Annotated in this window: 19 protein-coding genes; 13 read left to right on the top strand and 6 right to left on the bottom strand. The window is 69.3% G+C overall.

Going from position 1 to position 19,989, the window contains the following annotated elements; all coding sequences use genetic code 11:
• Window positions 1-37: 37 nt before the first annotated feature.
• From MSPGM_RS04340 to purB, 4 genes are all read right to left on the bottom strand, one after another.
• A complete protein-coding gene (locus MSPGM_RS04340; RefSeq protein WP_003602990.1) occupies window positions 38-1,330 on the bottom strand; it encodes an adenylosuccinate synthase in 1,293 nt (430 codons plus the stop codon).
• Window positions 1,331-1,517: 187 nt separating this feature from the next.
• Window positions 1,518-1,835: a hypothetical protein gene (locus tag MSPGM_RS04335; protein WP_003602992.1), complete on the bottom strand. Its 318-nt coding sequence runs from the start codon at window positions 1,833-1,835 to the stop codon at window positions 1,518-1,520.
• Window positions 1,836-1,907: 72 nt separating this feature from the next.
• Complete coding sequence (locus MSPGM_RS04330) at window positions 1,908-2,765, bottom strand: D-amino-acid transaminase (protein ID WP_003602993.1); 858 nt, start codon at window positions 2,763-2,765, stop codon at window positions 1,908-1,910.
• Window positions 2,766-2,822: 57 nt separating this feature from the next.
• Window positions 2,823-4,130, bottom strand: a complete 1,308-nt coding sequence (gene purB, locus MSPGM_RS04325; RefSeq protein ID WP_003602995.1) for an adenylosuccinate lyase — start codon at window positions 4,128-4,130, stop codon at window positions 2,823-2,825.
• 162 nt (window positions 4,131-4,292) lie between these two features.
• Here purB and moaB point away from each other — a divergent pair, with 162 nt between their 5' ends.
• From moaB to MSPGM_RS04275, 10 genes are all read left to right on the top strand, one after another.
• Window positions 4,293-4,850, top strand: coding sequence for a molybdenum cofactor biosynthesis protein B (gene moaB, locus MSPGM_RS04320; protein WP_012752198.1), 558 nt, complete (start codon window positions 4,293-4,295; stop codon window positions 4,848-4,850).
• Window positions 4,851-5,128: 278 nt separating this feature from the next.
• Window positions 5,129-5,491 (top strand): TonB family protein, encoded by a 363-nt coding sequence (locus MSPGM_RS04315; RefSeq protein WP_043766691.1) that lies wholly within the window; start codon window positions 5,129-5,131, stop codon window positions 5,489-5,491.
• Between the two features lie 84 nt (window positions 5,492-5,575).
• Window positions 5,576-7,921, top strand: a complete 2,346-nt coding sequence (locus MSPGM_RS04310) for an Orn/Lys/Arg decarboxylase N-terminal domain-containing protein (protein WP_003605432.1) — start codon at window positions 5,576-5,578, stop codon at window positions 7,919-7,921.
• Window positions 7,921-8,535, top strand: coding sequence for a GNAT family N-acetyltransferase (locus tag MSPGM_RS04305; protein ID WP_003605434.1), 615 nt, complete (start codon window positions 7,921-7,923; stop codon window positions 8,533-8,535). The genes MSPGM_RS04310 and MSPGM_RS04305 overlap by 1 nt, the downstream gene beginning before the upstream one ends.
• A gap of 189 nt (window positions 8,536-8,724) precedes the next feature.
• A complete protein-coding gene (gene rpe, locus MSPGM_RS04300) occupies window positions 8,725-9,408 on the top strand; it encodes a ribulose-phosphate 3-epimerase (RefSeq protein WP_003605435.1) in 684 nt (227 codons plus the stop codon).
• Window positions 9,402-10,163, top strand: a complete 762-nt coding sequence (locus MSPGM_RS04295) for an HAD-IA family hydrolase (protein ID WP_003605437.1) — start codon at window positions 9,402-9,404, stop codon at window positions 10,161-10,163. Before rpe ends, MSPGM_RS04295 begins: the two co-directional genes overlap by 7 nt.
• 188 nt (window positions 10,164-10,351) lie before the next feature.
• A complete protein-coding gene (locus MSPGM_RS04290) occupies window positions 10,352-11,491 on the top strand; it encodes an OpgC family protein (protein ID WP_003605439.1) in 1,140 nt (379 codons plus the stop codon).
• Window positions 11,410-12,393 carry an SGNH/GDSL hydrolase family protein gene (locus MSPGM_RS04285; protein WP_012752196.1) on the top strand — a complete coding sequence of 328 codons (984 nt, stop codon included), beginning with the start codon at window positions 11,410-11,412 and terminating at the stop codon, window positions 12,391-12,393. Before MSPGM_RS04290 ends, MSPGM_RS04285 begins: the two co-directional genes overlap by 82 nt.
• Before the next feature lie 118 nt (window positions 12,394-12,511).
• Window positions 12,512-13,888, top strand: coding sequence for a lipopolysaccharide biosynthesis protein (locus MSPGM_RS04280; RefSeq protein ID WP_012752195.1), 1,377 nt, complete (start codon window positions 12,512-12,514; stop codon window positions 13,886-13,888).
• Window positions 13,888-15,018 (top strand): GNAT family N-acetyltransferase, encoded by a 1,131-nt coding sequence (locus tag MSPGM_RS04275; protein ID WP_003599916.1) that lies wholly within the window; start codon window positions 13,888-13,890, stop codon window positions 15,016-15,018. The genes MSPGM_RS04280 and MSPGM_RS04275 overlap by 1 nt, the downstream gene beginning before the upstream one ends.
• 20 nt (window positions 15,019-15,038) lie before the next feature.
• Here the strand turns inward: MSPGM_RS04275 and MSPGM_RS04270 are convergent, their stop codons facing one another.
• The gene (locus MSPGM_RS04270; RefSeq protein WP_003599917.1) at window positions 15,039-15,353 is read right to left on the bottom strand and encodes a hypothetical protein; all 315 of its coding nucleotides are present in this window, start codon (window positions 15,351-15,353) and stop codon (window positions 15,039-15,041) included.
• Between the two features lie 431 nt (window positions 15,354-15,784).
• On the opposite strand from MSPGM_RS04270, the gene MSPGM_RS04265 reads away from it, so the two are divergent.
• From MSPGM_RS04265 to MSPGM_RS04255, 3 genes are all read left to right on the top strand, one after another.
• A complete protein-coding gene (locus tag MSPGM_RS04265) occupies window positions 15,785-16,597 on the top strand; it encodes an MBL fold metallo-hydrolase (protein ID WP_003599920.1) in 813 nt (270 codons plus the stop codon).
• 492 nt (window positions 16,598-17,089) lie between these two features.
• Window positions 17,090-17,836 (top strand): YebC/PmpR family DNA-binding transcriptional regulator, encoded by a 747-nt coding sequence (locus MSPGM_RS04260; RefSeq protein ID WP_003599921.1) that lies wholly within the window; start codon window positions 17,090-17,092, stop codon window positions 17,834-17,836.
• Window positions 17,837-18,014: 178 nt separating this feature from the next.
• Window positions 18,015-18,911, top strand: coding sequence for a lipase/acyltransferase domain-containing protein (locus tag MSPGM_RS04255; protein ID WP_012752193.1), 897 nt, complete (start codon window positions 18,015-18,017; stop codon window positions 18,909-18,911).
• A 71-nt stretch (window positions 18,912-18,982) separates the two neighbouring features.
• Here the strand turns inward: MSPGM_RS04255 and MSPGM_RS04250 are convergent, their stop codons facing one another.
• Window positions 18,983-19,843, bottom strand: a complete 861-nt coding sequence (locus tag MSPGM_RS04250) for a phosphoribulokinase (RefSeq protein ID WP_003599924.1) — start codon at window positions 19,841-19,843, stop codon at window positions 18,983-18,985.
• Between the last annotated feature and the right edge of the window lie 146 nt (window positions 19,844-19,989).

The following is a 19,989-nucleotide window of genomic DNA, read 5'->3' as shown; positions in this document are numbered from 1 at the left end:
CCCGGATCTGCCTGTCTCTCCCCGTCGTTCCGGGACTTTAATCCTCGAAGGGGTTGTGCATGAGGATGGTGTCGTCGCGCTCCGGCGAGGTGGAGAGCAGCGCCACCGGCGCGCCGATCAGCTCCTCGATCCGGCGCACATACTTGATCGCCTGCGCCGGCAGGTCGGCCCAGGAGCGGGCGCCCGCGGTGGTGCCGCTCCAGCCCGGGATCGTCTCGTAGACCGGAACGGCGCGCTGCTGCGCCGCCTGGCTCGCGGGGAGATGGTCGAAGCGCTGGCCGTCGATGTCGTAGGCGGTGCAGACCCGGATCTCGTCGAAGCCGTCGAGCACGTCGAGCTTGGTCAGGGCGATGCCGTCGATCCCCGAGGTCTTCACAGTCTGGCGCACGAGGCAGGCGTCGAACCAGCCGCAGCGGCGCTTGCGGCCGGTGACGGTGCCGAATTCGTGGCCGCGCTCGCCGATGCGCTGGCCGATTTCGTCGTGCAGCTCGGTCGGGAACGGGCCCTCGCCGACGCGGGTGGTGTAGGCCTTGGCGATGCCGAGCACGTAGCCGATGGCGCGCGGGCCGAGGCCCGAGCCGGTCGCCGCCTGTCCCGCAACCGTGTTGGAGGAGGTGACGAACGGGTAGGTGCCGTGATCGACGTCGAGAAGTGCACCCTGCGCGCCCTCGAACAGGATGCGCTTGCCGCCTCGGCGCGCGTCGTCGAGCAGGCGCCAGACGGTGTCCTGATACGGCAGCACCCGCTCGGCGATCCCCGTCAGCTCATCGAGGATCGTCTGCTCGGAGATTTCTTCTAGGCCGAAGCCGCGGCGCAGGGCGTTGTGGTGGGCGAGCAGCCGCTCGATCTTCGGCGGCAGGGTCTCGGGCTCGGCCAGATCCATCAGCCGGATCGCCCGGCGGCCGACCTTGTCCTCGTAGGCCGGGCCGATGCCGCGCTTGGTCGTGCCGATCTTGGTGCCCGGCGCCCCGTCCTCGCGGAGCGCATCGAGTTCGCGGTGGAGGGAGAGGATCAGGGTGGCGTTGTCGGCCACGCGAAGGTTTTCGCGGCTCACCGTCACGCCCTGGCCGGCGAGCCGGTCGATCTCGGAGGCGAGCGCGTAGGGATCGAGCACCACGCCGTTGCCGATCACGCCGAGCGTGTTCGGGCGGACCACGCCGGAGGGCAGCAGGGACAGCTTGTAGACCGCCTCGCCGACCACGAGCGTGTGGCCGGCATTGTGACCGCCCTGGAACCGGACGACGACGTCGGCCTGCTCCGAGAGCCAATCGACGATCTTGCCCTTGCCCTCGTCGCCCCACTGGGCGCCTACGACGACGACGTTCGCCATGCGCGTCTGACCTGTCTCGAACTCGCGGGCGCGGGCGCCAAGCGGTTGCGCCACGCGCGAAAACCCCGGCCATCAGGTCGGGGATCGGGCATACCGGGCGCGTCTTCGGCGATCTGGGCAGGCAGGTCAAGCGAAGCGGCCCGTTAGCACTGGGGACCGCTCCGCATGGCTGATGTGTGGTCTCGGGTTATTTGGCGTTGCCCGGCGGCTTGATCACGGGGGTGGAGTTCGGCGTCGGCTCGGGCGCGATCGTCCTGATCTCGGGATCGACGCCGGCCGGCGGCTTGATCACGCCGTCGGATTTCTCGAGCTTCTCGCTCAGCGTGGCGCCGGAATTGCCGCTTTCGGGCCTGACCCGTTCAGGCACCTGCTCCTGGGGGGCGGGCAGCTTCGGGTCGCTGTCCTGTCCGCGCAGCGGCACCGACGGGTCCTGGGCGAAGGCCGCGCCGCTCGCAAGCGCAGCGAACAGGGCGGCAGCGCGTACCGCATTCTTGGATAGGGTCATTGCGTCCTCGGTGGTCCTTCGGGAACCAACGGGCACGCGCGCCTTCGCGTTCCTGCTCCGGCCAAGCCCGGCTTAAGCCTCGGACCGTTCGGCGAAGGCGAAATACAGCTCGCGTAGGCGCCGCGCCACCGGGCCGGGCCGCCCGTCGCCGAGGGGTTTGCCGTCGATTTCCACCACCGGCATCACGAAGGCCGAGGCCGAGGTATAGAAGGCTTCCGCCGCCTCGGGCAGCTCGCGGGCGTTGATGAGTCGCTCCTCGAAGCTGAGGCCGGTCTCGTCCGCCAGCGCAAGCACCGCCTTGCGGGTGATGCCGGGCAGGACCGCATGGGAGAGCGGGCGCGTCACGAGGGCGCCGCCCTTGGTGACGATGAAGACGGTGGAGGACGAGCCCTCCGTCACGACCCCGTCCTCGACCATGAAAGCCTCGGCGACGCCGGCCTCCGAGGCCTGCTGCTTGGCGAGAACCTGGGCCAGAAGCGCCACCGACTTGATGTCCCGCCGCTTCCAGCGCAGGTCCGGCACGGTGATCGCCCGCGCGCCGGTCTCGGCCATCGGGTTGTTCACGATGGATTTCTCCTGCGTGAACATCAGCACGGTCGGGGCCACGTCCCCCTTCGGAAACGAGAAGTCGCGCTCGGCCACGCCCCGCGTCACCTGGATATAGACGAGGCCCTCGCGCACGCCGTTCTTTCCGACGAGGTCCGTCTCCAGCCGCTCCCATTCCTCGGCCGTATGAGGATTGCGGATGCCGATCTCGGCGAGTGAGCGGTCGAGCCGGGCGAGATGCCCGGCATTGTCCACGAGGCGGCCGTGCAGCACGGCGGCGACCTCGTAGATCCCGTCGGCGAACAGGAAGCCGCGGTCCATCACCGGCACGCGGGCTTCGTCCAGGGGCAGGAATTCGCCGTTCAGGTAGGCGGTGCGGCTCATGGCTTTACTCGATCGTTCGTCGACAGCGAGCGCGAAGCAGGTTCCGTGCAGAACGGATCAGGCTTCGCCGAACACCCGCGAAAAAATCGTGTCGACGTGCTTGAGGTGGTAGCCGAGGTCGAAGCACTCTTCGATCTGTTCCGGCTTCAGCACGGCGGTCACCTCGGGATCGGCCTTGAGCAGCGTGAGGAAATCGCCCTCGCCGCGCCAGACCGGCATCGCGTTGCGCTGCACCAGCCGGTAGGCGTCCTCCCGCGAGACGCCGCCCTGCGTCAGCGCCAGCAGCACCCGCTGCGAGTGGACGAGGCCGCCGAGCCGGTCGAGGTTCTTCTGCATCTGCTCGGGGTAGATCAGCAGCTTGTCGATCACGCCGGTCAGCCGGGCGAGCGCGAAGTCGAGGGTCACGGTGGCATCCGGGCCGATCATCCGCTCGACCGAGGAATGCGAGATGTCCCGCTCGTGCCAGAGCGCGACGTTCTCCAGCGCCGGGGTCACGTAGCCGCGCACCATGCGGGCGAGCCCGGTGATGTTCTCGGTGAGAACCGGGTTGCGCTTGTGCGGCATCGCCGAGGAGCCCTTCTGCCCCTCGGAGAAGAATTCTTCCGCCTCCAGCACTTCCGTGCGCTGGAGATGGCGCACTTCCGTCGCGAGCCGCTCCATGGAGCTGGCGATCACGCCGAGCACGGCGAAGAACATCGCGTGGCGGTCGCGCGGGATCACCTGGGTCGAGACCGGCTCCGGTGCGAGCCCCATCTGCTCGGCGACGTATTCCTCCACCCGCGGGTCGATGTTGGCGAAGGTGCCGACCGCCCCCGAGATCGCGCAGGTCGCGACCTCTTTGCGTGCGGCGATGAGACGGTCCTTCGCTCTCGCGAACTCGGCATAGGCCTGGGCGAGCTTGAGGCCGAAGGTGACGGGCTCGGCATGGATGCCGTGCGAGCGGCCGATGGTCGGGGTGAGCTTGTGCTCGAAGGCGCGCCGCTTCAGCGCGGCGAGCAAAGCGTCGAGATCCTTGATCAGGATGTCGGCGGCCTTGGTGAGCTGCACGTTGAGGCAGGTGTCGAGCACGTCCGAGGAGGTCATGCCCTGGTGGACGAAGCGCGCCTCCGGCCCGACGATCTCGGCCAGATGCGTGAGGAAGGCGATGACGTCGTGCTTCGTCACCGCCTCGATCGCGTCGATGCGCGCGACGTCGAAGACCGCATCGCGGCCCTTCTCCCAGACCTTCTCGGCGGCCTCCTTCGGCACGACGCCGATATTGGCCAGAGCCGTCGTGGCATGGGCCTCGATCTCGAACCAGATCCGGAACCGGCTCTCCGGCGACCAGATTGCGGTCATCTCGGGACGGGAGTAGCGGGGGATCATCGTTTTCAGTGCCTCGGACGTGTCGCGATCTCGCGAAATCGCTCCGCGCGTAGCACGGCGCGGCCCGGCGCCTCAACGCGTCGCCCTGCCGGGATGTGCATGGCTCCCCCGCGACGTCAGGCGACGGTTGACCCGCCGCAGCCACGGGACAACATCGACAGCATGACCAGCGAGCCGACGCCCCGCGCTTTCATCCCCCTCGCGATCGCCGTGCTGACGGTGTCCGACACCCGTGTGCTCGCCGACGACCGGTCGGGCGACACCCTGGTTGCCCGGATCACCGGCGCCGGGCATCGGCTTGCCGAGCGGGACATCGTCCCGGACGAGATCGTGTCGATTCGCGAGAAGGTCGAGGGCTGGATTCACGATCCCCGCATTGATGTGATCCTCACCACCGGCGGCACCGGTTTCACCGGGCGCGATGTGACGCCGGAGGCGATCGAGCCGCTGTTCGAGAAGCGGATGGACGGTTTCTCGGCGGTGTTCCACCGGATCTCCTACGACAAGATCGGCACCTCGACGCTGCAGTCGCGGGCGACCGCCGGTGTGGCCGGGGCGACCTATATCTTCGTGCTGCCGGGCTCGCCCGGCGCCTGCAAGGACGCCTGGGACGGCATCCTCGCGAGCCAGCTCGACTATCGCCACCGCCCCTGCAACTTCGTCGAGATCATGCCACGCCTCGACGAGCACCTGCGCCGGGGCGCCGCCGCGACGACCTGATCCGTCCAGCGCCGCCTCTGTCCGCGACGTAATGCGGGCTCGCACCGCCCGTCGCGTAGGCGCGACGCGTCAGCCACATCGGCCTGGCGGCCCCATGGCGAACCCACGCCGGCGTGATCCAAAAAGTTGCGGCGGCACCGTCATTTGGCGGCACTTCGCATCACGGGTGGCGTTACGATCCGGGACGGCCGGGCTTCGAGCCATTGCATCGAGCCGGGGCGGGTATCCCCCGAAGACGGCGCCGCGCGGCGCTCTTCTTGTTCACGGAGTCGCTGTCCTTGCTCCCGCTTCTCGTTCGGCCCCTTCTCCTTGCGGCGCTGATGCTGAGCGCGCCGCTCGCGCCGGCCTCCGCCGCGCCGCGGGTCGATGCGCGGGCCAAGGCCTGGGTCGCCGGAATCGTCAACCGCATCGGGATGGCGGATCGCGCCGCGGCGCCGGGGCGGGGCGGGCAGGTTACGGTTCGGGTGCGGATCGAGGCCGATGGCGCGCTCGGCGGAATCGTGCTCGAAGAGGGCCCCGCAGCCCTCGGCGAGCGCGCCGCCCGCGCCGTGCAGGCGGCCGCCCCCTTTCCGCCGCCGCCCGCCGGGCTGTTGACCCTCGAAGGTTTCACCGAACTCAGCTTTCCCCTCACGCTGCGGTGACGGCGCCAATCGCCATCGTGTCATCGAATCGTCGCGGATGGGCCGGAAAGGCTGAGTTTCCGTTCGTCAGAAGAGCCGCGCTCCATGGATTTTCACCGCCGCTTCACCGTGCTGATGTGCACGCCCGCCTTCGATCCGGATGATCTGGAGGGCGCGCGCGTCGATCAGATCGTCGCGGCGGTGGAGAAGCGCGGCTTCGAGGTGGTGCGGGCGCGGCGCGTCGAGGATGCTTCGATTGCGGTGCAGACCGACTCCGCCGTCGGCTGCCTCGTGGTCGATTGGGGCAAGCGCGGACTCGAGGGCAAGGCGGCCGCGCTCATCGACATGATGCGCAAGCGCGGCCTGGAGATGCCGATCGTCATCATGGTCCGCCGCAAGCGGCTGGAGGACATCCCGGTCGAGCTGCTCGACTTCATCGACGGCTACATCTTCCTCGCCGAGGAGACGCCCGAATTCATCGCCCGCGGCCTCGTTTCCCGCGTGACGCAGTATGCCGACACGCTGAAGACGCCGTTCTTCGGCGCGCTCGTCGATTACGCCGAGGAGGGCAACCAGCTCTGGACCTGTCCCGGCCATAACGGCGGCATCTTCTACAACCGCTCGCCGATCGGCCGCATCTTCGTCGAGCATCTCGGCGAGGCGATCTTCCGCGACGACCTCGACAACTCGGTGCTCGATCTCGGCGACCTGCTGACCCACGAGGGCCCCGCGCTCAAGGCGCAGAAGGAAGCGGCCAAGATCTTCGGGGCGGAAAAGACCTATTTCGTCCTCAACGGCACCTCGGCCTCGAACAAGGTCGTGCTGGGCTCGCTGGTGGCCGAGGACGATCTCGTCCTGTTCGACCGCAACAACCACAAGGCCGCCCATCACGGCGCGCTGCTGCTGGCCGGCGGCATCCCGATTTTCCTCGAGACCGACCGCAACGCCTACGGCCTGATCGGGCCGATCTACCATGAGGCGCTCGACGAGGGGCGCATCCGCGAGAAGATCCGCGACAACCCGCTCGTGAAGGACAAGGAGGCGTGGCGCAAGGAGCGCCCGTTCCGCTGCGCCGTGATCGAACAATGCACCTATGACGGCACGATCTACGACGCGCAGGCGATCGTCGAGCGCATCGGCCACCTGTGCGACTACATCCTGTTCGACGAGGCCTGGGCGGGCTTCATGAAGTTCCACCCGCTCTACCAGCGCCGCTTCGCCATGGGCCTGACCGGGCTCGACGAGACTTCGCCGGGCATCATCGCCACGCAATCGACCCACAAGCAGCTCGCCAGCTTCTCCCAGGCCTCGCAGATCCACACCCGCGACGGGCATATCCGCGGCCAGACTCGGCGGGTCGAGCACAAGCGCCTGAACGAGAGCTTCCTCGTCCACGCCTCGACTTCGCCGTTCTACCCGATCTTCGCCTCGCTCGACGTCGGCGCGCAGATGATGAAGGGGCGCTCCGGCGTCGTGCTGTGGGACGACACGATCCGCCTCGGCATCGAGTGGCGCAAGAAGGCCCGCGCCATCCGCAAGGAGTTCGAGGAGCGCGAGGCCGACCCGAAGCGGCGCTGGTTCTTCGACCCCTTCGTGCCCGACGTGGTGAAGGGGCCCGAGGGCACGGAAATCCCGTGGGAATCCGTGCCGACCGACGCCCTGGCCGCCGACGCCCGCTACTGGGAGCTGACGCCGGGCGCGGCGTGGCACGGCTTCACCCATGTCGCGCCGGGCTTTGCCATCACCGACCCCAACAAGCTCACCGTGCTCACCCCCGGCTTCGACCGGAAGACGGGGGCCTATGCCGAGCACGGCGTGCCGGCGCCGATCGTCGCGCAATACCTGCGCGAGAACCGGATCGTCCCGGAGAAGAACGACCTCAACTCGCTGCTCTTCCTGCTGACGCCGGGCGTCGAGTCCTCGAAGGCGGGCACGCTCATCTCCGGCCTCGTCGCCTTCAAGCGGCTGCACGACGACAACGTGCCGCTCGAAGAGGCGATGCCGGAATTCGTGGCACGCCGGCCCAAGCGCTACCGCGGCGTGCGCCTGCGCGACCTCTGCGCCGATTACCACGCCTTCCACCGCGAGTCGGGCACCTCGGCGCTCCAGCGCAAGCAGTTCATGCCCGAGCACCTGCCGGAGATGGTGATGGCGCCCAAGGCCGCCGCGCAGATGCTGACCCGCAACCGGGTCGATTACGTGCCGATCGCGGAAGCCGAGGGGCGCGTCGCCACGACCCTGATGCTGGTCTATCCGCCCGGCATCGGCACCGTGCTGCCCGGCGAGCGCCTCGACGAGCGGGCCAAGCCCATGCTCGACTATTTCAAGATGTTCGAGGCGGCCGCCAACCTGTTCCCCGGCTTCGAGGCCGAGATCCAGGGCGTCTACCGCGAGAGCGACCCGGACGGACGCATCCGCTTCCACACCTACGTCCTGCGCGAGGGCGCCTGATGGCGGAGGGCGCGGCGGCGATTCCTACTCACGCGGAGGTGGTGATCCGGCCCTCGTCGGATGCCGACGTGTCGGCGATGATCGCGATCTACGAGCGTCACATCCGCAAAGGCGTCGGCGATACCGGCGACTTCGAGGAGGAGCGCCTGCTGCCCGACGAGCTGCGGCGGCGGCGCAAGACCATGCGCAGCAAGCGTCTGCCCCATCTCGTCGCCGAGCGGGGCGGGCAGATCGCCGGCTACGCCTACGCCGTGCCGTTCCGCAAGCGCCCGGCCTACCGCTACGCCCTCAAGCACTCGATCTACGTTCACCCGGACCACCTGCACGCGGGCATCGGGCGCCGGCTTCTGCCGGCGCTGATCGAGGCCTGCGCCGCGGGCGGCTACCGGCAGATGATCGGCTACATCGACGCGAGCAACGAGGCCTCCCTGCGCCTGCACGAGGCCTGCGGGTTCGCCCGCGTCGGCTACCTTCCGGCGATCGGCTACAAGTACGGGCGCTGGAGCGACAGCGTCATCGTGCAGTGTCCGCTGGGGACCGGGGCGGACGACCAGCCCTCCGCCTGGCACCGTCCCGAGCGGACGCGCGCCTTCCGGTTGTCGTCGACGTCCTGACTTTGTGGCCGGGCCGGCTCGGCGAAATCGGTGACGAAGGCCGGCCTGCCCAAACAGCGCCGGCTTTTTTGCGTGAAGCCAACGCGCAACTTTCCATCCGATGCACTAGATCGGTTGCAGGACGCTTCTCCCTCCCAGGGCCGCCCGCGGTTTTCGCAGGGCGGCACCGTGTTCGCTTCGAGCCGTTCCATGACCCTTCTCGCACCCTCGATCCTTGCGGCCGACTTCTCCAGGCTCGGTGAGGAGACGCGGGCGATCGCGCAAGCCGGCGCCGACTGGATCCATCTCGACGTGATGGACGGGCATTTCGTGCCCAATATCAGCTTCGGCCCGGCGGTGGTGAAGGCGCTGCGGCCCTGGACCGACAAGGTCTTCGACGTCCACCTGATGATCGCGCCGGCCGACCCCTACCTCGCTGCCTTCGCCGAGGCCGGCGCGGACGCGATCACGGTCCATGTCGAGGCGGGTCCGCACATCCACCGCTCGCTCCAGACGATCCGGGGTCTCGGCAAGCGCGCGGGCGTGGCGCTCAACCCCGGCACGCCGGCCTCCGCCATCGAGCCGCTGCTCGACATGGTCGATCTCGTGCTGGTGATGACGGTCAATCCCGGCTTCGGCGGCCAGAGCTTCATTCACTCGTCCCTGGAGACCGTTGCGCGCGTCAAGGCGATGACGGCGGGCCGCTCCATCGACATCTCGGTCGATGGCGGCATCACCCCGGAGACCGCCGGGCCCGCCGCGCAGGCCGGTGCCAACATCCTCGTCGCCGGCTCGGCCGCCTTCAAGGGCGGAGCAACTCAGTACGAGAAGAACGTCGCGGCGATCCGCGAGGCGGCCCAATCGGCCACCGGGCGGGACGGCGTGCGATGCTGAAGGCGCTGATCTTCGACGTCGACGGGACGCTCGCCGAGACCGAAGACCTCCACCGCCAGGGCTTCAACCGGGCGTTTCGCGCGCTCGGCCTGCCCTGGCACTGGTCGCCGGAATTCTACGCCGAACTGCTCAAGGTGATGGGCGGCAAGGAGCGGCTCGTCCACTACATCGAGCGTTACCACCCCGAGGAGGCGCACGCGCTCAAGCGCCGGATGCCGGAGATCCACGATCTCAAGACGCGCCATTACGGCGCGTTGGCCGAGAGCGGTGGACTTTCGCTCCGTCCCGGCGTGCGGCGTCTCGTGGAAGAGGCGCGCGCGGACAATGTGCGGCTGGCGGTGGCGACCACCACCAGCCGGCCGAACATCGACCTCCTGCTCCGGCTCAATTTCCCGGGCGACGCGCAGCCCTTCGACGTGATCGCCGCCGGCGACGAGGCGGCGCAGAAGAAGCCTGCCCCGGATATCTTCGCGCTTGCCGTCCACCGTCTCGGTATCGATCCGTCCGAGGCGATCGCTTTCGAGGATTCGGCGGCCGGCATCCGCTCGGCGCTCGCCGCTGGCCTGCCGGTGCTCGCCACCCGCAGCCGCTACACGCAGAGCCACCGGCTCGACGGCGCCTTCTCCGCCGTCTCCGATCTCGGCGAGCCGGACGCGCCGCATCAGCATCTCCAGGGCCATGCCTGGCCCGACGGTGTCGTCACCCTCGACGCCCTGCGCCGGTGGCATGCGGGGCACCTGCACGGCGCGGCCTGATCGGCCGTTATCGCGCCCTCGTCACCGAACCACCGCTTCCCAATTCACCACGGCGCGGTCTATCAGGACGACCGCCTTCCGCTCCGGGTCGCGGGTCCCGGAACGGCGCCGTACCGGCCGCCTCGCGCGCCGCGCGGGAGGCCGGGACCCTGCCGCTGCGACGTCACACCGCCGGACCGTGGAGCCTGATGCGCGAGCCGAACGCGATCGATTTTTGGCGCGGCTTCGCGCTCATCACGATTTTCATCAACCACATCCCGGGTAATTTCTTCGAGCGCTACACCTTCTCGCAATACGGCATCTCGGATGCCGCCGAGCTGTTCGTGTTCCTCGCCGGCTGGTCGATCGGCCTTGCCACCCGCGGTCGCGACGGCCAGCCGGAGCCGCGCCTAACCACCGTGCTGCGCCTTCTGGCGCGCACCGTAGAGGTCTACCGCGCGCAGATCACGATCATGGCACTGGCTTTGGCGATGATCGCGGGCTGCGCACTCTATCTCGACAACCCGCTCATCCTCGAATGGCACAATGCCGGCGGCTTCTTCGCCGACCCGATCCAGACCATGGTCGGCGTCGTGCTGCTCACGCACCAACTCGGCTTCTTCAACATCCTTCCGCTCTACGTGGTGCTCATCGCCATCGCCCCCGCCGTCGTGCTGATCGGCCGGGTGAGCCGGCTCCTGCTGCTGGCGCTCTCGCTGTCGCTCTACGGGGCGAGCCTCGTCTTCGAGTGGAACTTCCCCTCCTGGCCCGGCGAGGGCGATTGGTTCTTCGATCCGTTCTGCTGGCAATTGCTGCTGGTGCTCGGCTTCCTGTCGAACGAGGCGACGCGGGGATCGGAGCGGCTGCGGCGCCTCTGGCCGCGGCTGATGCCGCTCGGCGTCGTCATCGTCGCGGTCGGCGTCGTGCTCGCGGTGCTGGAGCTGCGGCCCGATCCGATGCTGGCGCCGGAGCCGCGCCTCGTCTTCACCTTCGACAAGACCTACCTTTCGCCCGCCCGGCTGATCCATTTCTGCGGGATGGTGCTGGCCTTCCAGGGTGTCTACGCCCTCATCGCCCCGCGCGTCGGGCGCCTTGCCCGCTTTCTGTCGGGTTTGGGGCGCAACTCGCTTGCGGTCTTCTCGATGGGATCGCTGTTGAGCCTCGCCGGACAGTTCGTGCGCTTCCAAACCGGCGGCGGTATCTTCGTTGACATTTCGGTCGTAGGCTCCGGCCTGATCGCACTGGGTTTCACCGCATGGTTCGTCGAATGGCGTTCCCGCAGACCGCGGCCGACGCGCAAGGCTCCCGACACCGCCTCGCCCGCCGACTCGCCGTCCTCCTCGGCCTGAGTCTCGCCTCGCCTGCCCTTGGCGAGACCTTGGGCGCCGCGCCGATGCCGCCAGCGACCGCGACGGTCGAGGCGCTCGACCTGAGCCTGTCGCCCGAATGCCGGGTGCCGGGCTCGAAGCTCTACACCCTGGCGCGGCTCAAGGCGGTCAAGGCCGCGCTCAAGGAGAAGCGGCCGATCCACGTCCTCTCCATCGGCTCCTCCTCGGCGGGGCTCGGCGCCTCCGCGAGCTATCCGGTGAAGCTGGAAAACGCCCTGGAACAGGCGCTGCCCGACGTTCAGATCGAGGTCGAGGCCCGCGGGCTGCCCGGCGAGGTGGCGAGCGGGGCGGGCGAGCGGCTACGCTCCATGGTCGCCGAAATGGAGCCGGACCTCGTCGTCTGGCAGGTCGGCACCAACGATGCCCTCGCCCGCGTCGATATCGAAGCCTTCGGCGAGGCGCTCGATGAATCGGTGCAGTGGGTCAAATCCCACGGCATCGACATCGTGCTCATCGACCCCGTCTTCACCGAGAGTCTGGCCGACGACGCCTATTACACGCAGATGGTGCGCACCGTGCAGGACGTCGCCCGCCGCGAGGCGGTGCCGCTGGTCCACCGCTACGCGGCGATGCGCTTCCTCTCGACCCAGCGCACCACCGAGGCGCACATGCTGGGCCGCCATTTCCGGCTCAACGATCTCGGCCTGCGCTGCATGGCCGAGCACGCTACGCGGGCGATCACCCTGTCGCTGCTCCAGCCGGATGCGGCCAAGGATGCAGGCAAGATCGACCCGAGCAAAATCGATCCGAATAAGACCGATGCAGTGAAGACGGACCACGCCACGTCCGAAACAACGAAGTCCGACCCGGCCCAGACCGGAACGCCGGGCTCCGGACCGACCCCGACGCTCAAGCAGCCGTAGGGCCGGCAGCGGACGTTTTGTGACACCCTCTTAACCCGCTCGAAATGCCGCGCTTCCTAGGCTGATCGCCGAGCGTGCCGGCCACATCCGCGCCCGGCGCCTTTCGGATGGCGCGCCCATGGCAGCGGACAAGGTGATCGCGGGCGACCTCCCAGCATCCTTTCTCGAGACCCTCCTCGTCCGGGCTCAGGCCGTGCGTGCCACAGCCGCCGTCTCGGCGCTCGGCGTGTTCGCGGTCCGCATCGGCGCGGCCGGGTTCGCCTACGGGGCGCAGGTCCTGATGGCGCGCATGATGGGCGGTGCGGAATACGGGATCTTCGCCACGATCTGGGTGTGGATCGCCATCCTCGGCCACACCGCGACCTTCGGCCTGTCCCAGGGCGCCTGCCGCTTCCTGCCCGCCGATCAGGCGACGGGCCGGCTCGACGATGTGCGCGGCTTCCTGCTCGGCGGGGCACTCGTGAGCTTCGGCGGGGGGCTCGCCCTGTCGCTCGGCGGACTCGCCGTGGCCTTCCTGCAAGGCGGCCTGCTCGCCGGCCCCTACGGAACGCCGATCCTGGTCGCGGCCGTCGTCGTGCCGCTCTTCGCCTTTCAGGACTATCTCGAGGGCGTGGCCCGCAGCCAGGGCTGGCCGCTGCTCGCCATCGCGCCGCCCTACCTGCTGCGGCAAGCTCTGATCATGATCGCGATGATCGGCGCCGTGCTTGCGGGCGCGCCGGCCGAGGCCTGGGTCGCCATCGCCTGTACGCTGGCCGCGACCGGCCTCGCGGCGGCGGTTCAGGCCGGGCTGCTGCTGGCGCGCCTGCGCCGCCACCTGCCGGCCGGCCCGCGCCACTACCGCTGGCGGCTGTGGCTGACCGCCTGCCTGCCGATCGCGGCGGGCGACCTCGCCGCGAGCGCCTTCGGCTTCGTCGACGTCGTGATCCTCGGCTTCCTCGCAGCCCCGGAGGCCGTCGGCCTCTACTTTGCCGCCACCCGCATCCAGCAATTCGTGGCCTTCGTGCATTACGCGGCCTCGGCCACGACCGCCCAGCGCCTCGCCGCCGCCCGCGCCCGCGGCGACGAGGCGGGGCTCGCGCATCTCGTGCGCATGCAGGCGCGCTGGACCTTCCTGGTGACGGCGGGTGTTGGCCTCGGCATCGTCGCGGTGTCGCCCCTGCTGCTCGGCCTGTTCGGCGAAGGGTTTCGCGCCAGCCTTCCGGTTCTGGTGATCCTCGTTGCCGGCAGCGTCGCGGCGAGCCTGTTCGGCCCGGCTGAGGATGTGCTGACCATGCTCGGCGGCGAGCGGCTCTGCGCCGGAGTCACCCTGGCGATGCTGGTCCTCGCCGCGGGGCTCTGCCTTGCCCTGGTGCCTTGGCTCGGGGTCGTCGGCGCGGCCCTGGCGGTGGGGCTGGCTCAGACACTGCGCGGGCTCATTCTGGCGCTCGGCGCCCGGTCCCTTCACGGTCTCTCGACGCCGGTCGTCGGATTTCCCCAGCGGAGTGCCGCCCGGTGATGCGCGCCCTTTCCCTCTCCGGATCGTCGCGGGCGGCGGTCGAGCCCGTTGCCGAGGCCTCGGCCTGGGACGCGCTGGCGGTCCGAGCCGTCTCCGCGCATCCGTTCTACGCGCGGGCGGTCGTTGCGGCCCATTGTGATCATGGCCTGTGCCATCCCCGCCTTTCGGCGGTGGTCGTCCGTGACGGGGCGGCGATCACCGCCCTTCTGCCCTTCACCCTGCGCCCCGACATCGCCGGGCTCGGCGCGGCGATCGCGCAGCCCTTCCTCTCGCCCTACATGACGGCGAGCGCCCCCCTCGTCGCCGACGGTCCCGGCCTGGAGGAGCGGCTCGACGCCCTGGTGGACGGCCTGGCACTCGCCTCCGGCGGCCGGCCCTGGCGCTGGCCGCTGCTCGCGACCGAAACCCGTCTCGGCCTCGGGCTGCTCGCCGCCATGGAGCGGGCCGGATGGCAGACCGGCACCGTCGCGCGTTTCGAGCGCCCGGTTCTCGACCGGCGGGCCGATTACGACGCCTTCCTCGCCGGCCACCCGCACAAGAGCCGCCTCAAGGACCTACGCCGCCGCCGCCGCCGTCTCGAAGAGGCCGGGACGCTCACCGTCGAGACCGCCACGGAGGGGGCCGCGCTGGAACAGGCGCTGGAGGACTTTCTCACCCTCGAAGCGGCCGGCTGGAAGGGCGAGGCCGGCACGGCCTTGCGCAGCCGTCCGCGGACGGAAGCTTTCGCCCGCGCCCTGTTCCGGCCAGACGGTGGTCCCGTCACCGTTCGGGCCGACTGGCTGCGCCTCGACGGGCGCACGATCGCGGCGAGCCTCGCCCTGATCTCCGGCGGCACCGCCCATCTGCTCAAGACCGCCTATGACGAGAGCTTGCGGGCCATGGCCCCCGGTCTCGTGCTGGAGGACGCCATCGTGCGCGCCCTCCATGCCGAGGGCTTTGCCGCGCGGCTCGACTCGGCGACGATGCCGGGATCGGCGCTGGAAAGCCTTTACCCCGAGCGCGAAAGCATCGCCGAGATCATCGCCCAGCCGCCGGGCGCCGGCCTGATCTCCCTGGAACGGCGCCTCCGCCTCGCCCGGTTCGAGCATCGCGCACGGGCCGAGGCCAAGCGCCTGCTGCGGCGGGGCTGACGCCGCGTCGAAGCGCTGAATTAGCGCGTCGAGTTCTCGCCGTTGTTGCGCTGGACGCAGCGATAGCCGGCGAAGCAGTACGGATTGTCCAGGGTCGGCTCGAAGGCGGGGCGGGCGGTCACCTCGTTGCGGCAATCGCCGCTGTCGAGATGCACCGCCTCGTAGGCGTTCGGGCTCGTGGCGAGCACGACACGGCGCTGCCGCGCCACCAGGGCCTGCACCGCCCCGCAGGTGAGAGACGGGGTGAAGGGCCGTTCCTGGGCCGAGGCCGCCGTGCCGGCGAGGCCGCCGACGCCGAGACAGAGGGCGTGGAGGAGAGAGAGCGTGCGCTGCATCGTCGTGGGACCTGCCCGAGCCGGAGGGAGGAGCCTCGGGACGATCCCGGGTTCTGCACCCTGAACCGTGCTCGCGCCATACCGGTTCTCGGCCCCTGTGAGCCGGCGGCGGTGATGCCGGGGGCGTTTGGCCAGCGGGAACCGTTCTCCCCCTGAGACCCTTCACCGGAAATAACTCCGGAGGCGCCTTTGACCCCGACCGACGCGACCAGACCCGACGATCCCGTGGAGAGCCCGGGTGCCCGGAGCTACGAGCAGCGTCCGGTTTCCAAACCGGTTCCGGAGCATCGTTCTCCCGCGCCGAGCGAGCCCGGCGATATCGGTTCCGGGTGGGACAAGGAGAAGCCGCGGCGCGAAGAGCCGCGCTCCGGTGATGGCCCCGGTTACCGCGGCGGTTGATCCAACCTCATGCGCAGGCGGGAGGAAGGCCCGTGACGATCCACATCTGCGTCACCTGCGGAACCAGCTTCCCCGACGCGCCGAGCCCGCCCGAGCGATGCCCGATCTGCGACGAGGAGCGGCAATACGTGCCCGCCTCCGGCCAAAGCTGGACGACGCCCGGCGCACTCGCATCCGCTCACGCCAACGCGTGGCGGCAGGTCGAGCCGGGGCTGTTCGAGATCGAGACCCATCCCCGTTTCGCCATCGGCCAGCGCGCCTTCCTGCTGCGCACGCCACGGGGCAATGTGCTGTGGGATTGCATCGCTTTGCTCGATCCGGCCACCGTCGCGCTGGTGCGTTCGCTCGGCGGCTTGGCCGGCATCGCGATCTCGCATCCGCACTACTACACGACCATGCCCGATTGGGCGGCGGCCTTCGATGCGCCGGTCTACCTCCACGCCCGTGATCGCGAATGGGTGATGCGCCCCGACGATCGCGTGGTGTTCTGGGAGGAGGACGAGCGTGCACTCGCCCCCGGCGTGACCCTGCTGCGCCTCGGCGGCCACTTCCCCGGCGGTTCCGTGCTGCACTGGCAGGACGGGGCGGACGGGCGCGGCGCGCTGCTCGCGGGCGACATCGTGCAGGCCGGCGCGGACCGGAAGAGCGTCTCCTTCCTGTGGAGCTACCCGAACTGGCTGCCGCTCTCCGGCGGCACCGTCGCACGCATCGCGGCCCGGCTGGAAACGAAGGCGTTCGCCCGCCTTTACGGCGCCTTCGGCCTGCATATTACGGAGGATGCAGGCGCCGTCGTCAGCCGTTCGGCGGCGCGCTACCGGGATCTCCTGGCGCAGGAGCAGCCCTAACGTCTTCCCCGGTACGGCCCCTGGCGGGTCTCGGGAACAGCGTCGCGCCGGCCAGCGCGCCGATGAGTGCGGCGAGGCCGAAGCGCCATCGCTTGCCCCGTGCGCCGGCCGTACCCGTTTCGGTCGTCGGCATCGGATCGCCTCGTGCAAGACCGTGAGGAGGGATCGCGTCCTCGCTCCCGACGTCTATCATCCCGACCGCGAACCCGGCCACCGACGCCACCGCGAAAGATTTGCCTTCAAGGACACGCTTGGGCCGCATCTAACCGCGCTGTGGCTCGGCGGCATCCTCGCGCTCGCGGCGGGGAGGGGGCGTGGCGGATCGGGCGGCAAGCCGCGGAGACGATCGAACCCGAGCCGTCACCGCCCCGCGTTGCCTCGGAGTGGTCGGGCGGCCTATAAGCGGAGCCCCCGACACATCCCGCGCGGCGTCGAGGATCCTTCTTGCGTGAAGGAGCCCTCCGCCCGCACGAACGAGAAGACGATCCCGCCATGGCCGGGCATTCCCAGTTCAAGAACATCATGCACCGCAAAGGCCGCGTCGATGCGGTCCGCTCGAAGGTGTTCAGCAAGCTCGCCCGCGAAATCACGGTGGCGGCCAAGCTCGGCACGCCCGATCCCTCGATGAACCCGCGCCTGCGCGCCGCCATCCTCGCGGCCCGGGCCGAGAACATGCCCAAGGACAACATCGAGCGCGCCATCAAGAAGGCCGTGGGTGGGGATGGCGAGAACTACGAGGAGATCCGCTACGAGGGCTACGGCCCCGGCGGCGCCGCGCTGATCGTCGAGGCGCAGACCGACAACCGCAACCGCACCGCCTCCGACGTGCGCTCGGCCTTCACCAAGTCCGGCGGCAGCCTCGCCGAGACCGGCGCCGTCGCCTTCATGTTCGACCGTGTCGGCGTCATCGCCTTTGCGCCTGACGTGGCCGATGCGGACACGATGCTGGAGGCCGCCATCGAGGCCGGCGCCGACGACGTGCGCTCGGATACGGAGGGCCACGAGGTCATCTGCGCCCAGGACGCCTACGGCGACGTCTCGAAGGCGCTGGAAGGCCGCTTCGGCGAGCCGCGCCGGACCGGCCTGATTTGGAAGGCGCAGAACACCATCGACGTCGATGACGAGACCGGTGAGAAGCTGATCCGCCTCGTCGAGGTGATCGAGGATCAGGACGACGTGCAGAACGTCTACGTCAACTTTGCGCTGTCCGAGGCGTTGGTGGAGAAGATGGGCGCGTAAGCCGACGCCCGCACTTCGCGGATGCTCGCACCGCCCCGTTGACGGCGAGGAGAGGTTCGGCCGCTGAACCATGCTGCCGATTTGTCACGCGGAACCGCTGGGATCCGTGCGCTATATGCCCTGCGAGGCCGGCGCTGAGCCGGCCATCGACGACGCGCAAGGCCCCTCTCTTCGACCGATGCACGACCGCCCGCTCATCCTCGGCATCCACGGCCTCGCCAACAAGCCGCCGAAAGAAGAGAAGCAGGCGTGGTGGGCCGAGGCGATCCGCGAGGGACTTCGGCGCAACCTCGGCGAGGATCCGCGGGATCTGTCCTTCGACTTCGTCTACTGGGCCGACCTGCGCTACGACGCGCCGCTCTCCGAGGACAGCAACCGGGAACCCTACTACCCCGCGCGGGGGAGGGGACCGTTTCCGAGCGCCGACGGCGTGTGCGCCCCAACCCTGACCGACCGGCTCTACCGCATCGTCGAATGGGCGCAGGAGAAGACCGGGCGTCTCGTCCTCGATGATTTCATCATTGAGCACCGGCTCGACGACCTCTGGGGCTACTACGAGGACGCCGCGTTCCGCGAGTCCGCCCGCAACCGCTTGCGGGAGGCGCTGGAGCAACATGCCGGCCGGCCCCTGCTGCTCGCCGCCCATTCGATGGGCTCGCTGATCGCCTACGACGTGCTGCGCCAGCTCGAGCGCGACGGGCGCTGTCCGCGGATCGAGCACTTCGTCACCCTGGGCGCACCCCTCGGTCTCGCCGAGATCAAGCATCGCCTCGCCGAGGAGCACGGGGCCTTGCGCGTGCCCTACGCCGTGGCCCGCTGGAGCAATCTCGGCGACCGCGAGGACGTGGCGACCGTGGGCACGACGCTGGCCGAGGCCTATGCCCCGAACGCGACGGGTGTGGGCGTGATCGATCGTCCCGTCCTCAACACCTATCGGCGCCCGCGCGGCAGCGTGAACCACCACAAATCCTACGGCTACCTGCGCACGCCGGAATTCTCTGAAGCTGTCGCGGCGTTTCTCGACAGAGAAGAGGCGGTTGCCTCCGTCGAGATGTCGGATGCCAGAAGCGCCTGAGGGCCGGGCGACGCGACCCGATCCTCGCCGTTATCGCGAGCGGTCGGCGCCCCGAGGGTGCCGGACGAGGCTCACGCCAGCCGCCGCCGCCGTTCCACCAGCTGCATGATGATCGGCGTCAGGATGAGCTGCATCGCCAAATCGAGCTTGCCGCCGGGGATGACGATGGAATTGGCCCGGCTCATGAAGCTGTCGTGGATCATCGAGACGAGATAGGAGAAGTCGATCCCCTTCGGGTCCTTGAAGCGGATCACCACCATCGATTCGTCGGCGGTCGGAATCCACCGGGCGATGAAGGGGTTCGAGGTGTCTACCGTCGGCACCCGCTGGAAGTTGATGTCAGTCCACGAGAATTGCGGGCAGATCGTCTGCACGTAGTCCGGCATCCGGCGCAGGATCACGTCGGTGACGGCCTCGGTCGAGTAGCCCCGCGTCGAGCGGTCCCGGTGCAGCTTCTGAATCCATTCGAGGTTGATGACCGGCACCACCCCGATCTTGAGGTCGGGATAGCGGGCGAGGTCGACGTTCTGATCGACCACGCAGCCGTGCAGGCCTTCGTAGAACAGCAGGTCCGAGCCGGGCTGAAACGGCTCCCAGGGCGTGAAGGCGCCGATGGGCACGCCGTAGCGGGCCGCATCCGCCTCGTCGTGGGCGTAGTGCCGGGTGCGGCCGGTGCCGGATTCGCTGTAGCTGCGAAACACCTCCTCCAGCTCGGGCAGGAGGTTGGCGCGCGGCGCGAAGTGGCTCAGCGTCGGCTCGCGCGCCATCATCGCCCGCATGGTGTCGCGGTCGTGCGCGTGGAAGCCGTCGCCCTCGATGTAGACGGCGCTGACATCCTCCCTTCGGAAGATCTGCTCGAAGGTGTTGCGGACCGAGGTGGTCCCGGCGCCCGAGGAGCCGGTGACCGAGATGATGGGATGACGCGCCGACATGGGCTTTTCAGATAAATCGGGCCGAGTGCTTGGTTCCAGAAGGCGATGATCCCGAATCATCGCCTTCTGGCCGCGCAAATGCGCGGCGGCGGTCTTCCGCCGGACGCTGAGTCTGCGACCGTAGGTCGGGGACTATGCACCCATTG

Source organism: Methylorubrum sp. GM97, assembly GCF_024347855.1.
Lineage (GTDB): Bacteria > Pseudomonadota > Alphaproteobacteria > Rhizobiales > Beijerinckiaceae > Methylobacterium > Methylobacterium extorquens.
Note: the sequence above shows the minus strand (reverse complement) of the source record. Positions and strands in the feature narration are given on the sequence as shown.

Coding starts and splice junctions, on each gene's coding strand:
- MSPGM_RS04335 (WP_003602992.1), bottom strand. CDS start 1,835: ATGACCCTATCCAAGAATGCGGTACGCGCTGCCGCCCTGTTCGCTGCG.
- MSPGM_RS04280 (WP_012752195.1), top strand. CDS start 12,512: ATGGCAGCGGACAAGGTGATCGCGGGCGACCTCCCAGCATCCTTTCTC.
- MSPGM_RS04285 (WP_012752196.1), top strand. CDS start 11,410: ATGGCGTTCCCGCAGACCGCGGCCGACGCGCAAGGCTCCCGACACCGC.
- MSPGM_RS04310 (WP_003605432.1), top strand. CDS start 5,576: ATGGATTTTCACCGCCGCTTCACCGTGCTGATGTGCACGCCCGCCTTC.
- MSPGM_RS04260 (WP_003599921.1), top strand. CDS start 17,090: ATGGCCGGGCATTCCCAGTTCAAGAACATCATGCACCGCAAAGGCCGC.
- moaB (WP_012752198.1), top strand. CDS start 4,293: ATGACCAGCGAGCCGACGCCCCGCGCTTTCATCCCCCTCGCGATCGCC.
- MSPGM_RS04290 (WP_003605439.1), top strand. CDS start 10,352: ATGCGCGAGCCGAACGCGATCGATTTTTGGCGCGGCTTCGCGCTCATC.
- MSPGM_RS04255 (WP_012752193.1), top strand. CDS start 18,015: ATGCACGACCGCCCGCTCATCCTCGGCATCCACGGCCTCGCCAACAAG.
- MSPGM_RS04305 (WP_003605434.1), top strand. CDS start 7,921: ATGGCGGAGGGCGCGGCGGCGATTCCTACTCACGCGGAGGTGGTGATC.
- MSPGM_RS04250 (WP_003599924.1), bottom strand. CDS start 19,843: ATGTCGGCGCGTCATCCCATCATCTCGGTCACCGGCTCCTCGGGCGCC.
- purB (WP_003602995.1), bottom strand. CDS start 4,130: ATGATCCCCCGCTACTCCCGTCCCGAGATGACCGCAATCTGGTCGCCG.
- rpe (WP_003605435.1), top strand. CDS start 8,725: ATGACCCTTCTCGCACCCTCGATCCTTGCGGCCGACTTCTCCAGGCTC.
- MSPGM_RS04270 (WP_003599917.1), bottom strand. CDS start 15,353: ATGCAGCGCACGCTCTCTCTCCTCCACGCCCTCTGTCTCGGCGTCGGC.
- MSPGM_RS04275 (WP_003599916.1), top strand. CDS start 13,888: ATGCGCGCCCTTTCCCTCTCCGGATCGTCGCGGGCGGCGGTCGAGCCC.
- MSPGM_RS04340 (WP_003602990.1), bottom strand. CDS start 1,330: ATGGCGAACGTCGTCGTCGTAGGCGCCCAGTGGGGCGACGAGGGCAAG.
- MSPGM_RS04330 (WP_003602993.1), bottom strand. CDS start 2,765: ATGAGCCGCACCGCCTACCTGAACGGCGAATTCCTGCCCCTGGACGAA.
- MSPGM_RS04295 (WP_003605437.1), top strand. CDS start 9,402: ATGCTGAAGGCGCTGATCTTCGACGTCGACGGGACGCTCGCCGAGACC.